The sequence below is a fragment of the Marinovum sp. genome (assembly GCF_034669705.1).
Classification (GTDB): domain Bacteria; phylum Pseudomonadota; class Alphaproteobacteria; order Rhodobacterales; family Rhodobacteraceae; genus Marinovum.
Genome location: NZ_JAXMOR010000012.1, coordinates 103683 through 119550, shown reverse-complemented (window position 1 = coordinate 119550; position 15868 = coordinate 103683). Strand labels below are relative to the sequence as shown.

Below are 15868 nucleotides of genomic sequence, written 5' to 3'. Positions count from 1 at the left end.
GATGTGCTCGGCGCCGGTGATCTCGGAGGTCTCGCCGAAGAAGCCGGTGATGCCCTCGGGCAGCAGCTTGTCGTACATGTTGCCGACGGTGGGGCAGGATCCCAGACCGGTGGTGGTGTCGCTCTCGCCGCATTTGGTCGAGACCCAGAGTTCCGAGATCGAGCATTCCTCGCGCTGCACCTCGGTGGCCTTGTGGACAAAGTCCTTGGCGGCCCAGGAGGCGGCGCGGATGGTCTCGAAATCGCCCTTCTGCTCGATCGAGAACTCGGCGACTTCCTTGCCGGTCTTGCGGATGCCGTCGGCGATGCGCTTGGTCCAGCCGGGCTCGATGCCGATCACCACCACCGAATGCACGTTGGGGTTGGCGCCGGTGCCGATCATGGTGCGGAAATGCACCTCGAGGTCTTCGCCGAACTGCAGCCGGCCATAGGCATGCGGGATCGCCAGCGTGCCCTTGACGTTGTTGGCCACCGCCTCGCAGGCGGCGTTGGAGATGTCGTCGACCGGCAGGATGACGACATGGTTGCGCACGCCGACCCGGCCGTTTTCACGACGGTAGGCCTGCACGGTCATGTTGGAATATTTCGATGCCATGGGAACTTGTCCTTTGTTGCTAACGCTTTGCTGCCTGCGCGGGCTCTTGTCGCGACCGCTGCGCTGCCTGAGCGAGCGCGGCTTACCAGCGCTTGGTCTTGCAGTTGTGGGTGTGGACGTGGGCGCCCTTGGGAATGTCGGCGATGATCTTGCCGATGTCCTCGCCGTACTTGGTGGCGGTGTCGCCTTCCTTGAGGTCCTTGAGCGCGATCTTGTGGCCGATCGGCACATCGGCGCCGGAGGTCAGCCGGAATGTCGAGTTGTCATGGGTGACGCAGACCAGCATGTCGGTGCCGGCGGTCAGGCCCTCGACGACGACGACGCCGACATTGTCTTCGTGGTCGTGGACCAGCAGGTGGGGAATTTCAGCCATGGGGTCAGTCTCCTTGGGTGTCAGGTTGAAGGATGATTTTCGGCGCGGCAGCCGTGCCGGAGCGGATGTCGCGAAAGGCGCCGTCGCCGTCCGACAGCGGGCGGATCTCGGTCCAGTCGAGCGGGCCGAGACGGCCGTCGAACAGCGCCTCGGCGGTGTCGCGAAAGTCCCGCGCGCTATAGGTATAGGTGCCGATGAAGGTGATCTCCTGCAGGGTCATGCGGCGGATATCGAGCCCGCCCATGTCCTCGCCCAGCCCGATGTGCACGATCACACCACCGGGTGTGGCCAGCGCCGAAGCAGTGGCCCGGGTGGCGGCATAACCCACCGCGTCGATGACGATCGGATGCGCGCCCTCGGCGGCTTTGACCGCGCGCAGGCCGCAGCGATCACAAAGGTAGGCCCGGCGGGTGTCGTTGGGCTCGACCACCGTCACGTCCTCCACCCCCATCGCCCTGAGCGCCAGCGCGGCGGCCAGGCCGATGGCGCCGCCACCGAGAACCAGCGCCCGGCGCTCGGCCGCCGGGTGCAGCGCCTCGAGCCCCAGACGCACCGCATGCCAGCTCACCGCCAGCGGCTCGGCCAGCGCGGCCTTGTCGAGCGGCACGGCATCGGGCACCGGGATCAGGTTGCGCTCGGGCATCCTGAGCAGATCGGCAAAGGCCCCCTCGCGCGGCGGCATCGAGATGATCTGCCGCTCGGGGCAGAGGTTCTCGCGCCCAGAAACACAGGCCGGACAGCTGCCGCAGGTGACCAGCGGGTTGATGGTGACGCGCTGGCCGTCGCGCGTGCCGCCCACCACCCTGCCCGCTGCCTCGTGTCCGAGGATCAGCGGCGCCGGGCGGCGATTGTCGTGGCCCAGGTAGGCGTGCATGTCCGAGCCGCAGATGCCGACGCTTTCGACCCGGATCAGCGCCTCGCCGGCCTGCGGCTCGGGATCGGGCGCCTCGCGGTAGGTGAGCGTTTCGATATCGGTGTAAACCAGTGCTTTCATTTCGCGGTGAACCCCCCGTCCAGCATGAGAACCTGCCCGGTGACGTAACGCGACGCCTCGGAGCAGAGGAAGCGCAGCGGCCCGTCAAGGTCTTCGGGCTCGCCGTTGCGGCCGATGCAGGTCTGCGCGGCATTGCGCGCGGCGCGCTCGGGATCGTCGAACACCGCGGCCGTCAGCTCGGTGCGGAAAAAGCCCGGCGCAATGGCATTGGCGGTGATGCCGTCGCCCGACCAGGCCTCGGCCATGGCACGGGTGAGCTGGGTCACGCCGCCCTTGGTGGCGCCATAGGCGATGCCGCCGGGAAAGGCGCGGAAGGATTGCAGCGAGGCGAAGTTGACGATCCGCCCCCAGCCCTTGTCGCGCATCGCCGGCACCAGCGCCTGGCTGAGGAAGAACGGCGCCGAGAGGTTGATCGCCAGCGTCGCGTCCCAGCCCTCCGGGGTGACCGCATCGGCCGGCTCGCGGGTGTTGAGCCCGGCGGCATGGATCACGATGTCGGGCGCGCCGAAGGGTTCGGCGATGCGGCGGGCCAGATCGGCCAGCCCGCCCCGCGCCGCAAGATCGCCGGCCACCGCCGCAGTGTGCCCCGGGGTGTCTCCCTGCCAGTCATCCAGCGCCTCGGCGCGGCGCGCCACGCCCACCACGCTGGCCCCGGCGCGGGCCAGCACGCCGGCAGCATGGCGCCCCAGCCCCGAGCTTGCGCCGGTGACACAGGCCACCTTGCCGGCGACGCTGAAAAGGTCATCGCCCTGCATCGCTTCAGGCCTCCGCCGTCAGGTCGAAGGTCTCGTCGGGGAAGTACTTCTTCAGCCGGATGTCGGCGGTGCGGGCGTGGCCCTCCATCCCCTCGAGCCGCGAGATCCGCGCCGTCGCCTCGGCCACGGGCTTGGCGCCTTCGCGGGTGGCGCGTTGCCAGGTGACGATCTTCATGTACTTGTGCACCGAAAGCCCGCCGGTGTAGCTCGCCGCGCCGGAGGTCGGCAGCACGTGGTTGGTGCCGGACGCCTTGTCGCCGAAGGCCACGGTGGTTTCCTCGCCGAGGAACAGCGAGCCGTAGCAGCTCAGCCGGCCCAGCCACCAGTCGAGGTCCTCGGCCTGCACCGTCAGGTGCTCTGGCGCGTAATCGTCGGAACAGGCGGCCATCTCCTCGCGGTCGGCGCAGAGGATCACCTCGGCATAGTCGCGCCAGGCGGCGGTGGCATTGTCGCGGTTCACATCCGGCAGATCGTCGATCAGCCCGGGCACCAGGCGCATCACCTCTTCGGCCAGCGCGCGGTCATCGGTGACCAGCCAGACCGGCGAGTTGTAGCCATGCTCGGCCTGACCCACCAGGTCGGCGGCGACGACCATCGCATCGGCGCTCTTGTCGGCCAGCACCAGGCTGTCGGTGGGACCGGCGATCATGTCGATGCCGACGCGGCCAAAGAGCATGCGCTTGGCTTCCGCCACGAACTGGTTGCCGGGGCCGACGAGGATGTTGGCTTTCGGCAGGCCGAAGAGCCCGTAGGTCATCGCTGCGACCCCCTGCACCCCGCCCATGGCGAGGATCCTGTCGGCGCCGCAGACATGCGCGGCATAGACGATGGCGGGCGCGATGCCGATGCCCGGCCGCGGCGGCGAGCAGGCGACGATGTGCTTGCAGCCGGCGACCTTGGCGGTGGTCACGGTCATGATCGCGCTGGCGATATGGCTGTAGCGCCCGCCCGGCACGTAGCAGCCGGCGGCATTGACCGGGATCGCCTTTTGCCCCGCGATGAAGCCCGGCACCACCTCGACCTCGAAATCGCGGACCGTGCCGAGCTGGGCCTCGGCAAAGCGCTTGACGTTGGCATGGGCGAACTCGATGTCGCGCTTGAGCTTGTCCGGCACCTGGGCGATGGCGGCCTCGATCGCCTCTTGCGAGAGCACGATTTCACCGTCGTACTTGTCGAACTTCTTGGCATAGGACAGCGCCGCCTCGTCGCCGCCGGCTTCGATCTCGTCGAGGATGTCGCGGACGATCTTCTTGGTGTCGGAGGCATCGCTCTTGGAGGTGAGGGTGGCTTTTTTCAGGTATTCACGGGTCATGAGCATGGCTCCTATTTGAAGATGTCAGGCAGAAGGATTGTCGAGATCACCGGCAGATAGGCGATGAACAGCGTCACGATCAGCATGAAGATCACGAAAGGGATGGCCCGGTAGGCGATCTTCAGGATCGACTCGCCGGTGATGCCGGAGACGACGAAGAGGTTGAGGCCCAGCGGCGGGGTGATGAAGCCGACGCCGAGCGCGGTGATCATCATGATGCAGAACTGAATCTCGTTCATGCCGATGTCATCCGCCAGAGGCTTGAGGATCGGCGCCAGGATGACGATGTTCGGTGTCGTCTCCATGACGCAGCCGGCAGCGATCAGGATCATCACCATCATCGCGATCAGCACCCAGGGCTCGCTGCTGACCGAGGTGGCGGCGGCGACAAAGCCCTGCGGCACCCCGAGGATGGCCAGCGCCTGCGCCAGCGGCAGCGAAAAGGCGATGATCGGCAGGATGATCCCGTTGACCTTGGCCGAGCTGACCAGCATCGAGGGGAAATCCGACAGTTTCAGCGTGCCGAGGATGAAGCCCATGAGAATGGTCACCACCACCGCCGTGGCGCCCGCCTCGGTCGGTGTCATCCGCCCCGAGAAGATGCCGTAGAAGATGATGCCGGGCACGATGAAGGCATACCAGCCGGATTTCAGCGCCTTGCCGAGGTTGGAGAAATACACCCCCGCCGAGACATTGCCGCCGCCTTCCCAGCCGTAGAGCCGGTTCATGATGATGTTGGTGGCGAGGATCGAGATCAGGATGGCGAGGCCGGGGATCACCGCCGCCAGGAACAGCGTCGAGGCGGAGATGCCGAGCACCAGGCCGATGATGATATAGGCAATCGAGGGCGGGATCAGGATGCCGGTACAGGCGCCGGCGGCAACAAGAGCGCAGGCATAGGGCCGCGGATAGCCCGACTCGACCAGCCGGGCGATGGTCATCCGGCCGACCGCCGCGGCGCCGGCCGCGTCGGAGCCCGAGATCGCGGCGAACATGCCGCAGACCAGCACCGTGGCCGAGCCGAAGCCGCCCTTGGCGAACTGGGTCAGCGCCTCGGCGACATCGAGAAACTTGCGGCTGAGCCCGGTGCGCACCAGCACGTCACCGGTGAGGATGAAGAGCGGCACGGCGGTCAGCGCGAAGTGGTCGATGCCGTGGAACAGGCTCTCGCCCACCAGGCTCAGCGGCAGCGCGCCAGAGAGCATCAGCATGGCGATCGCCGAGGCGCCGATCGCCGCCCAGACCGGCACCGCCAGCGCAACCAGCGCCACGAAGAGCAGCACCGGGCCGTAGAAATCCCAGCCGAGTTCGACGGTCTGATCGAGTTGGTTCCAGAGCATGGCTGTCTCCTCAGTCGAACAGCTTGTCGCCTTCGTACACGGGACGCCCGTGACGAAGATCGTTGAAATCGCGGATGAAGGACTGGACGAGACGCAGGATCACCAGGGCAAATCCCAGCGGCACCGCCGAGAGGAACCAGACCTGCGAGACCCGCAGACCATGGGTGACCGAGCCGAACTTGGCCGAGACCAGCACCGTCTCGAGCGACCAGTAGAAAGCCACCAGCGCGACGCCGAACATCATCAGGTCGCCAAAGAGGTAAAGCGCCGCCTTGGTCCGGGTGCCGACATATTGCATGAGCACGTCGATGCGGATGTGGCCGCGCTGGCGCACCGCCGCGGCGGCACCGATCCAGGCCAGGTAGATAAAGGAATAGCGGACGACCTCTTCGCCCCAGATCGAGGAATAGGACAGCAGTTCGCGCCGCAACACCTCGACGAACATGGTCACGACGAGCATCGTGTAGAAGACCAGGAGCAGCCAGCGTTCGGCGTTCTGATCGAGTTTCCTGAGGAGGTTCGACATGGACGTCTCCTGCGGTCCCGCGACGCGTCAGACGCCGCCGGCCATTCGGGGTTTGCAGTCAGTAGAGGGAGGAAGGGGGCCGCGCCTACGCCGGCCCCCTGCCCGGCGCCTCAGGCGTCGTGGACGTAGTGGCGGCCCATGGTGCCGGCCGCTTCCACGAGGCGGTCGAAGACCTCCATCGAGCCGGCCAGTTCGACCTTGAATTCGTCCCATTCCGAGCGCTGGTAGCCGCCCGCCTCCTTCCATTCGGCGAGCTGATCGTCGGTCAGCGTATGGAACTCGACGCCGGACTTGGTCAGCTCGTACATCGCATGGGCCCGCGCCGCCGGCACCTTGGCGAGGTTCTGCTGCGCGGTCATTTCACCGGCGAACTCAATGGCTTCCTGAACGTCGGCCGGCAGGGAATTGAACCATTCGAGGTTGACCGAATAGACTTGGCTGTCGGGCACCGCCTGGGTGAAGGTGACATGGCTCAGGATGTCCTTGAAGCCAAAGACATAGAGCGCGCCGACCGAGGGATCGAGCGCATCCGCCACGCCCTGCTTGATCGCCGAGGGCGTCTCGCCCCAGGCCACCGGCGTCGGGTTGGCCCCGACCATGGCGTAATATTGCTGCAGCATCTTCGAGCCGGGCACGCGGAACTTCACCCCTTTGAGGTCACCGGGGGTAATCACCTTGTTGCCGCCCTTGCGGATCGCCACGACCCGGGGATCGATCACCACGTAGAACAGCGGCTTGAAGCCGGCGGCCTCGACACCGGGGTGGACCTCGTCCTTCCAGGCATCGGAGGTCACCAGGTTGGTGAAGCGCTGGTTGGAACCGCAGAAATACGGCATGTTGATCAGGTCGACGGCGCTGGCATAGGGCGCGAAGTTCGACAGCGAATGCTGCGCGCACTGGATCGTGCCGGTCTGCACCGCCTGCACCAGCGCCCCGCCGGCGCCGAGCTGGCCGCCGGGGGCGAGCTTGACATAGACCTTGCCGTTGGAGGCGTTCTGGATGTTTTCCTTCAGGTCGAGCTGCATGATCGGATAGCTGCGCGAGGCGCCCAGCACATAGGCGGTGGCCAGCGTCATCACGTGGTCGGCCGCGGCCATGCGGTCCTTTTCCTCGCGGGCGGTCTGTGCGGCCGCCTCGCTCGACCAGAGCATGCCACCGGCGCCGGCAACCAGCGCCGCGGTGAAGCTGCCGGATCCGGCGAGCTTGAGAAAGTTGCGGCGCCCCATCGCGGCGCGTTCAAGAATGTCACGATCCATGTTTTCCTCCCAGAATGGTTCGTTAGGTGTTGCGGTTCTTCTCCGCCGCTTCCCGCCTCAGGATCGCGAGAACGAAGGCCACCGATGCCGCGAACAGCAACAGAGCCTCCCCCACATCCCCAAGGAATTGTGCGCCTCCCGTAGCGCCGACGAGCACGTTCGCGACAAAGACCGCAAACAAGATGGCTGCTGTGATCAGAAACACTGTCAGGTCCTTTCCACGACTCGGGCAAGATCAATGTAAGCGCTTGCATGGTTGCGATGCAAGCGCTTACATTGGGGAGCGCCTAACTTTTTGATATAGGCTTGGCAAGGCAGGGCTTGTTAGCGCTCACCAAAGAAGGACACCCGGACCGACAGATGCAGAATTCGCCGAACAGACGTCAGGACAGCCGCAGCGACACGCCCAAGCTCGAGGACGTGGCGGCACGGGCCGGCGTGTCCACCGCCACCGTCTCGCGTTGTCTCAACAATCCCGCGGTGGTGTCAGAGGCGACCCGCAAGAAGGTGCTCGCGGCGGTACAGGCCTTGGGCTATGCGCCGAATTTCGGCGCACAGGCGCTGGCCGGGCGCCGCACCAATACCTTTGGCGCGATCCTGCCCACGATGGAAAACGCGATCTTTGCACGCGGTTTGCAGGCCTTTCAGGAAGAGTTGCAACGCCAGGGCATCACCCTGCTGGTGGCGTCGTCCTCCTATGACCCCGAACTCGAGGAGCAGCAGATCCACAGCCTGGTGGCGCGCGGCGCCGATGCGCTCTTGCTGATCGGCCATGACCGGCCGGAACGCTGCTACAGCTTTCTGAAAAAGCGCCAGGTGCCCTACGTGATCGCCTGGGTCTATGATGACGACAAGGACCGGATTTCGATCGGCTTCGACAACCGCAAGGCAATGAAGGCGCTGACCGAGGCGGTGCTTGACCACGGCCACCGCCGGTTGGCGCTCATTACGGCCGAACGCCGCGGCAATGACCGCGCCCGGCAGCGCTCGCAGGGGGTGACGGATGCGATGGTGGCGCGCGGGCTCGACCCCGAGAGCCTCAGCGTCATCGAGACCCACTACTCGATTGCCCATGGCGCGCGGGCGCTCGAGCAGCTCATGCAACGCACCCCCCGCCCCACCGCGGTGCTCTGCGGCAACGACGTGCTGGCCGCCGGCGCCCTGACACAGGCGCGGCGGATGGGGCTCGACGTGCCGGGCGATCTGTCGATCACCGGCTTCGACGACATCGAGATTGCCGAGATCGTGACGCCGGGGCTGACCACCGTGCATGTGCCGCATCGCAACATGGGCAAGGGCGCGGCCGATCTGCTGCTGGCGATGCGCGCCGGCGAAGACCCCGGCCCCAGCGTCGAGCTCGAGGCGGTGCTGATGCTGCGCGACTCGCTGGGCCCGGCGCCAAAATGAAACCGGCCGGGCCGGCGGATGATCCGCCGGCCCGGCCGCGTCCCTCGCAGCCCTGTCTGGAGCGTCATGGCCGCCGGGGAATGCCCTTTTGTTCGTCTTCGGGCGCATCGCGCCGGGTGACACCGTCGATCAGCACGAAGGCGATGACGCAGGGCTCGGTGCCGCGGTTCGACCAGGCGTGGTTGTTGCCGCGCTGGATCACCACGTCGCCGGCCCTGAGGTGGGTGTCCTCTTCCTCGGTGTCCATCACCATCCAGATCTCGCCCGACAGCACGATGGCATAGTCCAGCGAATTGGTGCGGTGGAAGAACGGGTGCCGCGCGTCCTCGACGATATTGTCGCCGGCGCCCATCTCGGCAAAGGCCGACTTGCCGTCGAGCGTGGCCAGCACCTCGGGGTCTTCCGGCAGGAACTCGACACAGCGGAAGGTCGAGCCCAGCGCCGGCGGGTGCAGCACGAAATCGCCGCTGCAGGTCTCGGTCGGGCCGTCGTATTCGGCCGGGCTGCCGCGCTCGATCCAGAAGTTGGTCAGCCGCACGCCGGGGCGGTTGGGTCGTTCCAGAAACTGCGTGGCGGTCTGGTCGCTGACGACGACGGATTTGCCGTTCTCGTCATGGCCGGTGACCACCCTGCGAAACTCTCTCATGTCAGATCTCCTTGGTTTGAAGCACGCGGCGGTCGGCGACAAAGACCACCGCCATCAGGCCGACGCCGATCAGCGCCGACAGCCAGCCCTGAAACAACAGGCAGCCGCCGGCCAGCAGCGCCACCGCCCTGAGCGGCGCCGAGAGCCGGTGCGTCAGGCAGCCGACCACCCCCACCGCCACCGCGCCGATGCCGGCGAAGCCGGTGATCACCGCCATGGTGTTCTCGACCAGCCCGCCATGCAGGGTCAGCGCCGGGGCCAGAACAAAGGCGAAGGGCAGCACGAAGCTGGTGATCGCATAGGCGGCGGCGGTCCAGCCGACCTTGTTCACATCCGCCCCGGCGATCCCCCCCGCCACATAGGCGGCCAGCGCCACCGGTGGGGTGATCGTCGAGATGCAGCCGTAGTAGAACACGAAGAAATGCGCCGTGAGTGTGGGAACACCGAGCTTGACCAGGGCGGGCGCGACCACGGTTGCAAGGATGAGATAGGCCGCCGTGGTGGGCAGGCCCATGCCCAGAATGATCGAGGTGATCATGGTGAACAACAGCGCCAGCAGCAGCCAGCCGCCAGAGGCGGTCTCGATCAGCAACGCGATCTTTGAGCCGAGGCCGGTGATCCCCAGCGTGCCGGCGATCACCCCCGCCGCCGCGCAGGCGGCCGAGATCGTCACCACGCCGCGCGCGCCTTCAGAGACGCCGGTGGCAATGCGCGCCAGGTAGTCGCGGTCGATCTTGCGACGGATCACAAGGTCGCCGCCGAGCAGCGCCGCCATCGCCCAGAGCGAGGCCTTGAACGGCGAATAGCCCCAGAGCATCAGCACGATCAGCGTCACGAAGGCGGCGATGAAGGGCAGCCCCTGCCACAGCACCAGCGACAGCGACCGGTCGTCTCCGGTGCCCTCGGTCGTGGGCTGGATGTCGGATTTCACCGCCTGCAGGTGGACGATGAAGAAGGCCGAGGCAAAGAACAGCAGCGCCGGCAGGATCGCCGTCGCCATCACCTGAGTGTAGGGCACGCCGACGATCTCGGCCATGATGAAGGCCGCCGCCCCCATCACCGGCGGCATCAGCTGGCCGCCGGTTGAGGCCACGGCCTCGACCGCGCCGGCCTGGTGCGGCGCATAGCCCTCGCGTTTCATCATCGGGATGGTGACCACGCCGGTGACCGCCACGTTGCCCGCGGCCGAGCCCGAGACCATGCCGATCAGGGTCGAGAACAGCACCGCCGACTTGGCGCTGGCGGCGCGCAGCCCGCGGGTGGCGCGCATCGAGACCTCGAAAAAGAACTCGCCGGCACCGAAGTTCGACAGCAGCGCGCCGAAGATGGTGAAGACGATGATGTAGGTCGCCGCCACGCCGACCGGAATGCCATAGACCCCGGCGGTGTCGGTGGTCAGAAACAGCACCATCCGCTCCAGACTGTAGCCCCGCCCCTCGAGCACCCCGGGCAGCCAGGGGCTGACGAAGGCGTAGGAGAAAAACAGCAGCGCGATGCAGGCGAGGATCAGGCCGATGCCGCGGCGCGCGGCCTCGAAGACCACCACCAGGATCACCAGCCCGGCCCAGAAATCCCCGGGTTCGGTCATGCCGCCGGAAAAGGCGATCGCCTTCCACCGGGTCAGCATCCACCACGAGGCGCCGAGGATCGCCAAGATCAGCCCCAGCCTGACACCCAGGTCGAGACGGCTGCCGGCAGTGCTCTGGCTCAGCGGCTTGATCGCAAAGAGCAGCGAAAAGGCCAGCGCCAGATGGATGATCCGCATCGGCAGCGTCGACATCTGAAGCAGGCCGGACACCACCGCGAGGTGAAAGATGCCGAGGCAGAAGGCCGCCACCGCGAGCAACATGCCCGGATCGGTGACAGCCTTCCACCCCAAGGCCGATGGACGGGGAACAGCCATCGGTCTTATTCGCCGAAGTACCGCGCCGCACCTTCATGCAGCGGGATCGCGAGCGTCTTGGACGCCTCGGGGGTGATCTGACGGGCGTTGGCGTTCTCGGCCTTGAACTCCTCGAGATTGTCGAACACCGCGCGCACGATGGCCTCGATGGTGTCGGCATCCGCGCTGGCGGGCGCGATCAGCATGTTGTTGACGCCGATCACCGTGCCGTCGGCCGCGGTGCCATAGACATCGGCCGGGATGGTCACAACGTTGTAGGCCGCATTGGCCGCCAGCGCCTCTTCCAGCTTGCCCTCGGAAAAGCCGATGTGGTTGAGCGTCGCGCCGGCCGAAGCCTGCATCACGGCACCCGCCGGATAGCCCGACAGCGCCAGCGCCGCATCAACGTTGCCATCGGTGAGCTGGCTGAAGCCGTCGGCATAGCTCAGGAAGCTCGGGGTGATGTCATCCACGGCCATGTCATGCAGCGGCAGCAGGAAGTTCAGGAACCCCAGCGTGCCACCGCCCGCCGGTCCGACCGCCACACGCTTGCCCTTGAGGTCTTCGAAGGTCTCGATGTCCGAGCCCTCGAGGGTGATCATGTGCAGCACCGAGGGGTGCAGCGCCGCCACTGCCTTGATGTCGAGCGCGCCGGCGCTGTAGGGCCCCTTGCCCGCCACCGCCAGCTTGGCGAGGTTGTTGTTGGTGATTGCGATCTCGACCTCGCCGGAGGCCACCAGACGCGGGTTCTGCACCGAACCGCCGGTGACCACGGGCACCATCGAGATGTCGCCCTCGGCATATTTGTTGACCAGGTTCGAGATACCCTGACCGATCGGATAGAAGGCACCGCCAAGGCTTGCCGTGCCGACCCGCATTTCTTCGGCAATGGCGCCGCCGGCACCGAACGCGGCAAGCGTCGCCGCAAGAATGATCTTTTTCATGTTATCCTCCTCCTGAGCGCGCGGCCGCGTCCACCCCGGCCGCCGCAAGACTCAGTTAAATCGATTTTTGAGTAAATTTCCATTTAAATCGACAATTTTTTTCGACGACCCTGTTTGAGGGGGATGGCGCCACTCTTCGACCGGCGCTAACACCTGTCTTGCGGATTTCATCGTCGCGGCATGACTTTATCGATTATCTTTGATTTTTCTTACATATATCGCTAAAGTGACCTTGTCAGTCGGAGACGCCTGCCCCGGCGTGGCGCTCCCTGACGGCCGGGCGCGGTTCTGGCGCCGGAATATCGATGCCAGTCCTGCAGGAGGCCCAGATGAACATTTTCGAACCTGCCGTGAATGCGCCAGAGGGCTCGGCGACTCAGCAGGCCTATCGCCGGTTGCGCTCGATGATCGTCACCGGCGCGCTGCGGCCGGGCGAGAAGCTCAAGATCGACGGGCTGCGCAAGGTGCTCGACACCGGCGCCTCGCCGATCCGCGAGGCGCTGAGCCTGCTGACCTCCGACAACCTGGTCGAGCGCATCGACCAGCGCGGCTTTCGCGCCGCCGAGGTCAGTGCCGAGAATTTCAGCGAGATCCTGCAACTGCGCTGCGTGCTCGAGGACCTGGCCCTGCGAGAGAGCATCGCCAATTACTCGCAGGACTGGGAAGAGGCGGCGGTGCTGGCGCATCACCGGATGCAGCGGGCGCAGGCGGACAAGGCCGAGAGCTTCGAGGACCTGCACAAGGCGTTCCACATGGCACTCTTGTCCAATGCCCGCTCGCCGATCCTGCTCAAGTTCTGCTCGCAACTCTACGATCTGAACATCCGCTACCGCTATCTCGCCGGCAGCGCGCTGGCCTACCAGCGGCGCGACGTCCGCGAGGAACATGCGGGGATCCTCGCCGCCGCGCTGGCGCAGGATGCCGATACCGCCAGCGCGCGGCTGCTCGATCACTACAAGCTGACCGGGGCGTTCCTGTCGGGGCTGTTGGGAGACGGCACGCTGGGGTGAGGCTCTGGCGCGGGGCCTCGCCTGTGGCAGGGTGGGTTGGAAACCCACCCTACGGTGTCGGCCGGGCGTAGGGTGGGTTTTTCAACCCACCGCCCCGTCACACCGGTGACCGGCCCTTCACGCCGGCACGAGCGTCAGGTCGAACTCCACCTTCAGATAGTCCTCGGCCACCTTGCCCGAGAGATCGAAGCCGCCCTCCGGAAAGCTGCCTGCCGGCATCGTCTGATAGCGCATCACCAGGTCCTCGCGCACGCCGAACACCGTGTCCTGGTCGAGATAAGGGTCGTCCTCGGGAAAGACCTCGGTGACCAGCGGCCGGAAGCCCTCGGCCTCGGCAATGAAATGCAGATGCGAGGGGCGCCAGGGGTGCCGCCCGCAGGCGCGCAGGATGTCGCCCACCGGCCCGTCGGAGGGCACGGTGTATTCCACCGGCTTGACGGTGGTGAAGGCATAGCGCCCGTCCTCGCCCACCGTCTGAAGCCCGTGAAAATCATAGGTGTCCTGGTCCGGGTCCTGGCTGGAATAGAGCCCGTTGGGCGCGGTCTGCCAGATATCCAGCGTGGCACCGGCGATCGGGTTGCCCTCGGGGTCCTTGACGCGGCCCTCGACCAGCACCACCTGCGCGTCGGTCTCGCCGCGCAGGTCGCCGCCCACCGACAGCGGCGGCGAGCCGGAGATGTGGAACGGCCCCAGCACCGAGGACGAGGTGCCCTCCGGTGTCGAATGCAGCATGTCGACCAGCGACGACAGGCCCAGCACATCCGACAGCAGCACAAACTCGTGCCGCTCGGCATCCGAGATCTCGCCGGCGCGTTCGAGGAAGTTGATGCCCACCTGCCATTCGGCGTGGGTCAGGTTCACCTCCTTGGCAAAGGCATGCAGGTGGCGGACCAGGCTGGTCATCACCTCGCGCAGCCGCGGGTCGGTCTCCTCCCCCATGTAGTTGATGAAGGCCTCGGTGATATTGTCTTTGGTAACATTGCGCATGACGCGAACCTCTAGTTCAGAATAGCAAGGCTGAGGGCGGGGAAGCGGATCAGCAACACCAGCACCACCAGCATGACGGCGGCAAAGGGCAGCGCGCCGAGGAAGACGTCCTTGAGGGTGATCCGGTCGTCGTCGAGCGTCGCCTTGATGACAAAGCACGACAGCCCCAGCGGCGGCGTCAGCAGGCCGATCTCGGCCGCCACCACGGCGACGATGCCGAACCAGACCAGGCTCAGGCCCAGCGCCTCGATCAGCGGCAGGAACAGCGGCACCACGATCAGGATGATCGACGCGGTGTCGAGGATGGTGCCGAGAAACAGCATCAGCACCACCAGCAGCACCATGATCCAGAAGAACGAGAACTCGTTCGCCGCGAGGATGGTCTGCAATTCGTTGGGCAGCCCGGCGATGCCCAGCATCCGGGCATACATCGAGGCGGCAGTGATCAGGAACAGGATCGCGGCGGTGATGTGGCCGGTCTCGATCACCGTTTCCCAGAAGCTGCGCCAGTTGATCCGGCCTCTGAGCGCCGCGATCAGGATGCCCAGTGCGGAGCCGGCCGCGCCGGCCTCGACCGGGGTGGTCCAGCCGGTGTAGATGCCGCCCAGAACGACGAAGATGAGGACGGCGATCGGCCCCAGCTTGAGCGCGATCTCGGACCAGGGCATGAGGTTTGCGACCTCGACCTTGCGGCCGCCGACGAACCCCGGCGTGAAGCGCGCCATCAGCCAGATCGCCAGCACATAGGCCGCCGCCAGCAACAGCCCCGGCACCACGCCGGCGAGGAACATCTCGCCCACCGACTGCTCGGCGACGAAGGAATAGATGATCAGCATCGCCGAGGGCGGGATGATCATCCCCAGCACCGACGAGCCCGCCACCACGCCGACGGCGAACCGCGGGTTGTAGTCGAACTTCATCATCTCGGGCACCGACATCTTGGAAAACACCGAGGCACTGGCGATCGACGATCCGGTGACCGCGGCAAAGACCGCATTGGCCCCGACCGTCGCCATGCCGATGCCGCCGGTGATGCGGCGAAAGCCCTGGTTCATCACCGAATAGATATCCGCCCCCAACCCCGCCTTGGAGACGATCAGCCCCATGAAGGTAAAGAGCGGAATGGTGGCAAATGTGTATTCCATCGCGCTGTCGCCAATGGCGATCTTCAGCAGCGCGAAGGAGAGGTCGATGTTGTCGCGCATGATCCAGATGGCGAGAAAGCTCACCATGCCCAGCGCGATGGGGATATAGACCCCGAGGTAGATCAGCACGATGATCGCGACGATCGACAAGAGGCCAATTTCGACCGGCGTCATGATCCGCCTTCCATGTTGTGGGTTTTATCAATCAGCGGACGGGCGACATGCAGCAGGAAATGCACCGCGCAAAGCCCCGCGCTGAGCAGGATGACGAGCTTGACCGGCCACCAGGGCGCGGTGAACACGCCGGGTACGCCGAAATAGTCGCGGGTTTCCCACATCTCGAGGAACTCGGGCCACATCGCATAGACCACCAGCCCCATGAAGACCGCGCCAAGCAGGTCGATGGCACGGCTGAGCGCCCGGCCCTTGCGCGGCGCGCGCGTGGCGACAAGGCCGAGAAATCCGTCTGAGCGGGTCAGCCTTCCGACCCGGATGACATCTGGCAGTTGCAGAAAGACGATGAGCACCATCGCGAATTGCACCACCTCGACCGCCCCGAGGAAGGGGCGATTGAACAGGCCGCGGGCGATGATGTCGTAGTTCACCACCGCCACAAGCACGACGACCACCAGGGTGCCGGCGGCATTCGCGGCCATCGCGATGCCGTCGGCGATACGTTTCACAGTACCGGTCACGG

Annotated in this window: 17 protein-coding genes; 2 read left to right on the top strand and 15 right to left on the bottom strand. The window is 66.0% G+C overall.

The genetic code is table 11. The features are described 5' to 3' along the window. The 9 genes from VOI27_RS10890 to VOI27_RS10850 all read right to left on the bottom strand — a co-directional run. The coding region (locus VOI27_RS10890) for a UxaA family hydrolase (protein ID WP_323765368.1) at positions 1-594 on the bottom strand (594 nt) is incomplete at its 3' end. Between the two features lie 82 nt (positions 595-676). Next, positions 677-967, bottom strand: a complete 291-nt coding sequence (locus VOI27_RS10885) for a UxaA family hydrolase (RefSeq protein WP_323765367.1) — start codon at positions 965-967, stop codon at positions 677-679. A 4-nt stretch (positions 968-971) separates the two neighbouring features. Beyond that, the gene (locus VOI27_RS10880; protein WP_323765366.1) at positions 972-1961 is read right to left on the bottom strand and encodes a zinc-dependent alcohol dehydrogenase; all 990 of its coding nucleotides are present in this window, start codon (positions 1959-1961) and stop codon (positions 972-974) included. After that, entirely contained in the window at positions 1958-2716 is a 759-nt protein-coding gene (locus VOI27_RS10875) for an SDR family NAD(P)-dependent oxidoreductase (protein WP_323765365.1), read from the bottom strand. The genes VOI27_RS10880 and VOI27_RS10875 overlap by 4 nt, the downstream gene beginning before the upstream one ends. Before the next feature lie 4 nt (positions 2717-2720). Next, positions 2721-4028, bottom strand: a complete 1308-nt coding sequence (gene hisD, locus VOI27_RS10870) for a histidinol dehydrogenase (protein ID WP_323765364.1) — start codon at positions 4026-4028, stop codon at positions 2721-2723. Positions 4029-4039: 11 nt separating this feature from the next. After that, the gene (locus VOI27_RS10865; RefSeq protein ID WP_323765363.1) at positions 4040-5368 is read right to left on the bottom strand and encodes a TRAP transporter large permease; all 1329 of its coding nucleotides are present in this window, start codon (positions 5366-5368) and stop codon (positions 4040-4042) included. A 10-nt stretch (positions 5369-5378) separates the two neighbouring features. After that, positions 5379-5894 carry a TRAP transporter small permease gene (locus VOI27_RS10860; protein ID WP_323765362.1) on the bottom strand — a complete coding sequence of 172 codons (516 nt, stop codon included), beginning with the start codon at positions 5892-5894 and terminating at the stop codon, positions 5379-5381. 110 nt (positions 5895-6004) lie between these two features. Then, entirely contained in the window at positions 6005-7150 is a 1146-nt protein-coding gene (locus VOI27_RS10855) for a TRAP transporter substrate-binding protein (RefSeq protein WP_323765361.1), read from the bottom strand. Positions 7151-7172: 22 nt separating this feature from the next. Beyond that, positions 7173-7355, bottom strand: a complete 183-nt coding sequence (locus VOI27_RS10850; protein WP_323765360.1) for a hypothetical protein — start codon at positions 7353-7355, stop codon at positions 7173-7175. Positions 7356-7510: 155 nt separating this feature from the next. On the opposite strand from VOI27_RS10850, the gene VOI27_RS10845 reads away from it, so the two are divergent. Next, complete coding sequence (locus tag VOI27_RS10845) at positions 7511-8557, top strand: LacI family DNA-binding transcriptional regulator (RefSeq protein ID WP_323765359.1); 1047 nt, start codon at positions 7511-7513, stop codon at positions 8555-8557. A 64-nt stretch (positions 8558-8621) separates the two neighbouring features. Here VOI27_RS10845 and VOI27_RS10840 read toward each other — a convergent pair whose 3' ends face one another. Genes VOI27_RS10840 through VOI27_RS10830 form a run of 3 tightly spaced genes read right to left on the bottom strand, consistent with a single transcriptional unit; the run spans position 8622 to position 12029 of the window. Next, positions 8622-9203, bottom strand: a complete 582-nt coding sequence (locus VOI27_RS10840; RefSeq protein WP_323765358.1) for a cupin domain-containing protein — start codon at positions 9201-9203, stop codon at positions 8622-8624. 1 nt (position 9204) lies between these two features. After that, positions 9205-11106 (bottom strand): TRAP transporter fused permease subunit, encoded by a 1902-nt coding sequence (locus tag VOI27_RS10835; RefSeq protein ID WP_323765357.1) that lies wholly within the window; start codon positions 11104-11106, stop codon positions 9205-9207. A 5-nt stretch (positions 11107-11111) separates the two neighbouring features. After that, positions 11112-12029, bottom strand: coding sequence for a TAXI family TRAP transporter solute-binding subunit (locus tag VOI27_RS10830; RefSeq protein WP_323765356.1), 918 nt, complete (start codon positions 12027-12029; stop codon positions 11112-11114). A 329-nt stretch (positions 12030-12358) separates the two neighbouring features. On the opposite strand from VOI27_RS10830, the gene VOI27_RS10825 reads away from it, so the two are divergent. After that, the gene (locus tag VOI27_RS10825; RefSeq protein ID WP_323765355.1) at positions 12359-13039 is read left to right on the top strand and encodes a GntR family transcriptional regulator; all 681 of its coding nucleotides are present in this window, start codon (positions 12359-12361) and stop codon (positions 13037-13039) included. A 117-nt stretch (positions 13040-13156) separates the two neighbouring features. Here the strand turns inward: VOI27_RS10825 and VOI27_RS10820 are convergent, their stop codons facing one another. The 3 genes from VOI27_RS10820 to VOI27_RS10810 are packed head-to-tail and all read right to left on the bottom strand — an operon-like array spanning position 13157 to position 15854. Next, entirely contained in the window at positions 13157-14026 is an 870-nt protein-coding gene (locus tag VOI27_RS10820; protein ID WP_323765354.1) for a dioxygenase, read from the bottom strand. An 11-nt stretch (positions 14027-14037) separates the two neighbouring features. Beyond that, positions 14038-15345: a TRAP transporter large permease subunit gene (locus VOI27_RS10815; protein WP_323765353.1), complete on the bottom strand. Its 1308-nt coding sequence runs from the start codon at positions 15343-15345 to the stop codon at positions 14038-14040. Further along, on the bottom strand, positions 15342-15854 hold the full coding sequence (locus VOI27_RS10810) for a TRAP transporter small permease (protein ID WP_323765352.1): 513 nt from the start codon (positions 15852-15854) through the stop codon (positions 15342-15344). The genes VOI27_RS10815 and VOI27_RS10810 overlap by 4 nt, the downstream gene beginning before the upstream one ends. Between the last annotated feature and the right edge of the window lie 14 nt (positions 15855-15868).

What these genes read in the sequence shown, in the direction of transcription:
- VOI27_RS10855 (WP_323765361.1), bottom strand. Translation starts at nt 7,150, where the DNA reads ATGGATCGTGACATTCTTGAACGCGCCGCGATGGGGCGCCGCAACTTT.
- VOI27_RS10865 (WP_323765363.1), bottom strand. Translation starts at nt 5,368, where the DNA reads ATGCTCTGGAACCAACTCGATCAGACCGTCGAACTCGGCTGGGATTTC.
- VOI27_RS10825 (WP_323765355.1), top strand. Translation starts at nt 12,359, where the DNA reads ATGAACATTTTCGAACCTGCCGTGAATGCGCCAGAGGGCTCGGCGACT.
- VOI27_RS10845 (WP_323765359.1), top strand. Translation starts at nt 7,511, where the DNA reads ATGCAGAATTCGCCGAACAGACGTCAGGACAGCCGCAGCGACACGCCC.
- VOI27_RS10840 (WP_323765358.1), bottom strand. Translation starts at nt 9,203, where the DNA reads ATGAGAGAGTTTCGCAGGGTGGTCACCGGCCATGACGAGAACGGCAAA.
- VOI27_RS10860 (WP_323765362.1), bottom strand. Translation starts at nt 5,894, where the DNA reads ATGTCGAACCTCCTCAGGAAACTCGATCAGAACGCCGAACGCTGGCTG.
- VOI27_RS10885 (WP_323765367.1), bottom strand. Translation starts at nt 967, where the DNA reads ATGGCTGAAATTCCCCACCTGCTGGTCCACGACCACGAAGACAATGTC.
- VOI27_RS10875 (WP_323765365.1), bottom strand. Translation starts at nt 2,716, where the DNA reads ATGCAGGGCGATGACCTTTTCAGCGTCGCCGGCAAGGTGGCCTGTGTC.
- VOI27_RS10815 (WP_323765353.1), bottom strand. Translation starts at nt 15,345, where the DNA reads ATGACGCCGGTCGAAATTGGCCTCTTGTCGATCGTCGCGATCATCGTG.
- VOI27_RS10830 (WP_323765356.1), bottom strand. Translation starts at nt 12,029, where the DNA reads ATGAAAAAGATCATTCTTGCGGCGACGCTTGCCGCGTTCGGTGCCGGC.
- VOI27_RS10880 (WP_323765366.1), bottom strand. Translation starts at nt 1,961, where the DNA reads ATGAAAGCACTGGTTTACACCGATATCGAAACGCTCACCTACCGCGAG.
- VOI27_RS10820 (WP_323765354.1), bottom strand. Translation starts at nt 14,026, where the DNA reads ATGCGCAATGTTACCAAAGACAATATCACCGAGGCCTTCATCAACTAC.
- hisD (WP_323765364.1), bottom strand. Translation starts at nt 4,028, where the DNA reads ATGACCCGTGAATACCTGAAAAAAGCCACCCTCACCTCCAAGAGCGAT.
- VOI27_RS10835 (WP_323765357.1), bottom strand. Translation starts at nt 11,106, where the DNA reads ATGGCTGTTCCCCGTCCATCGGCCTTGGGGTGGAAGGCTGTCACCGAT.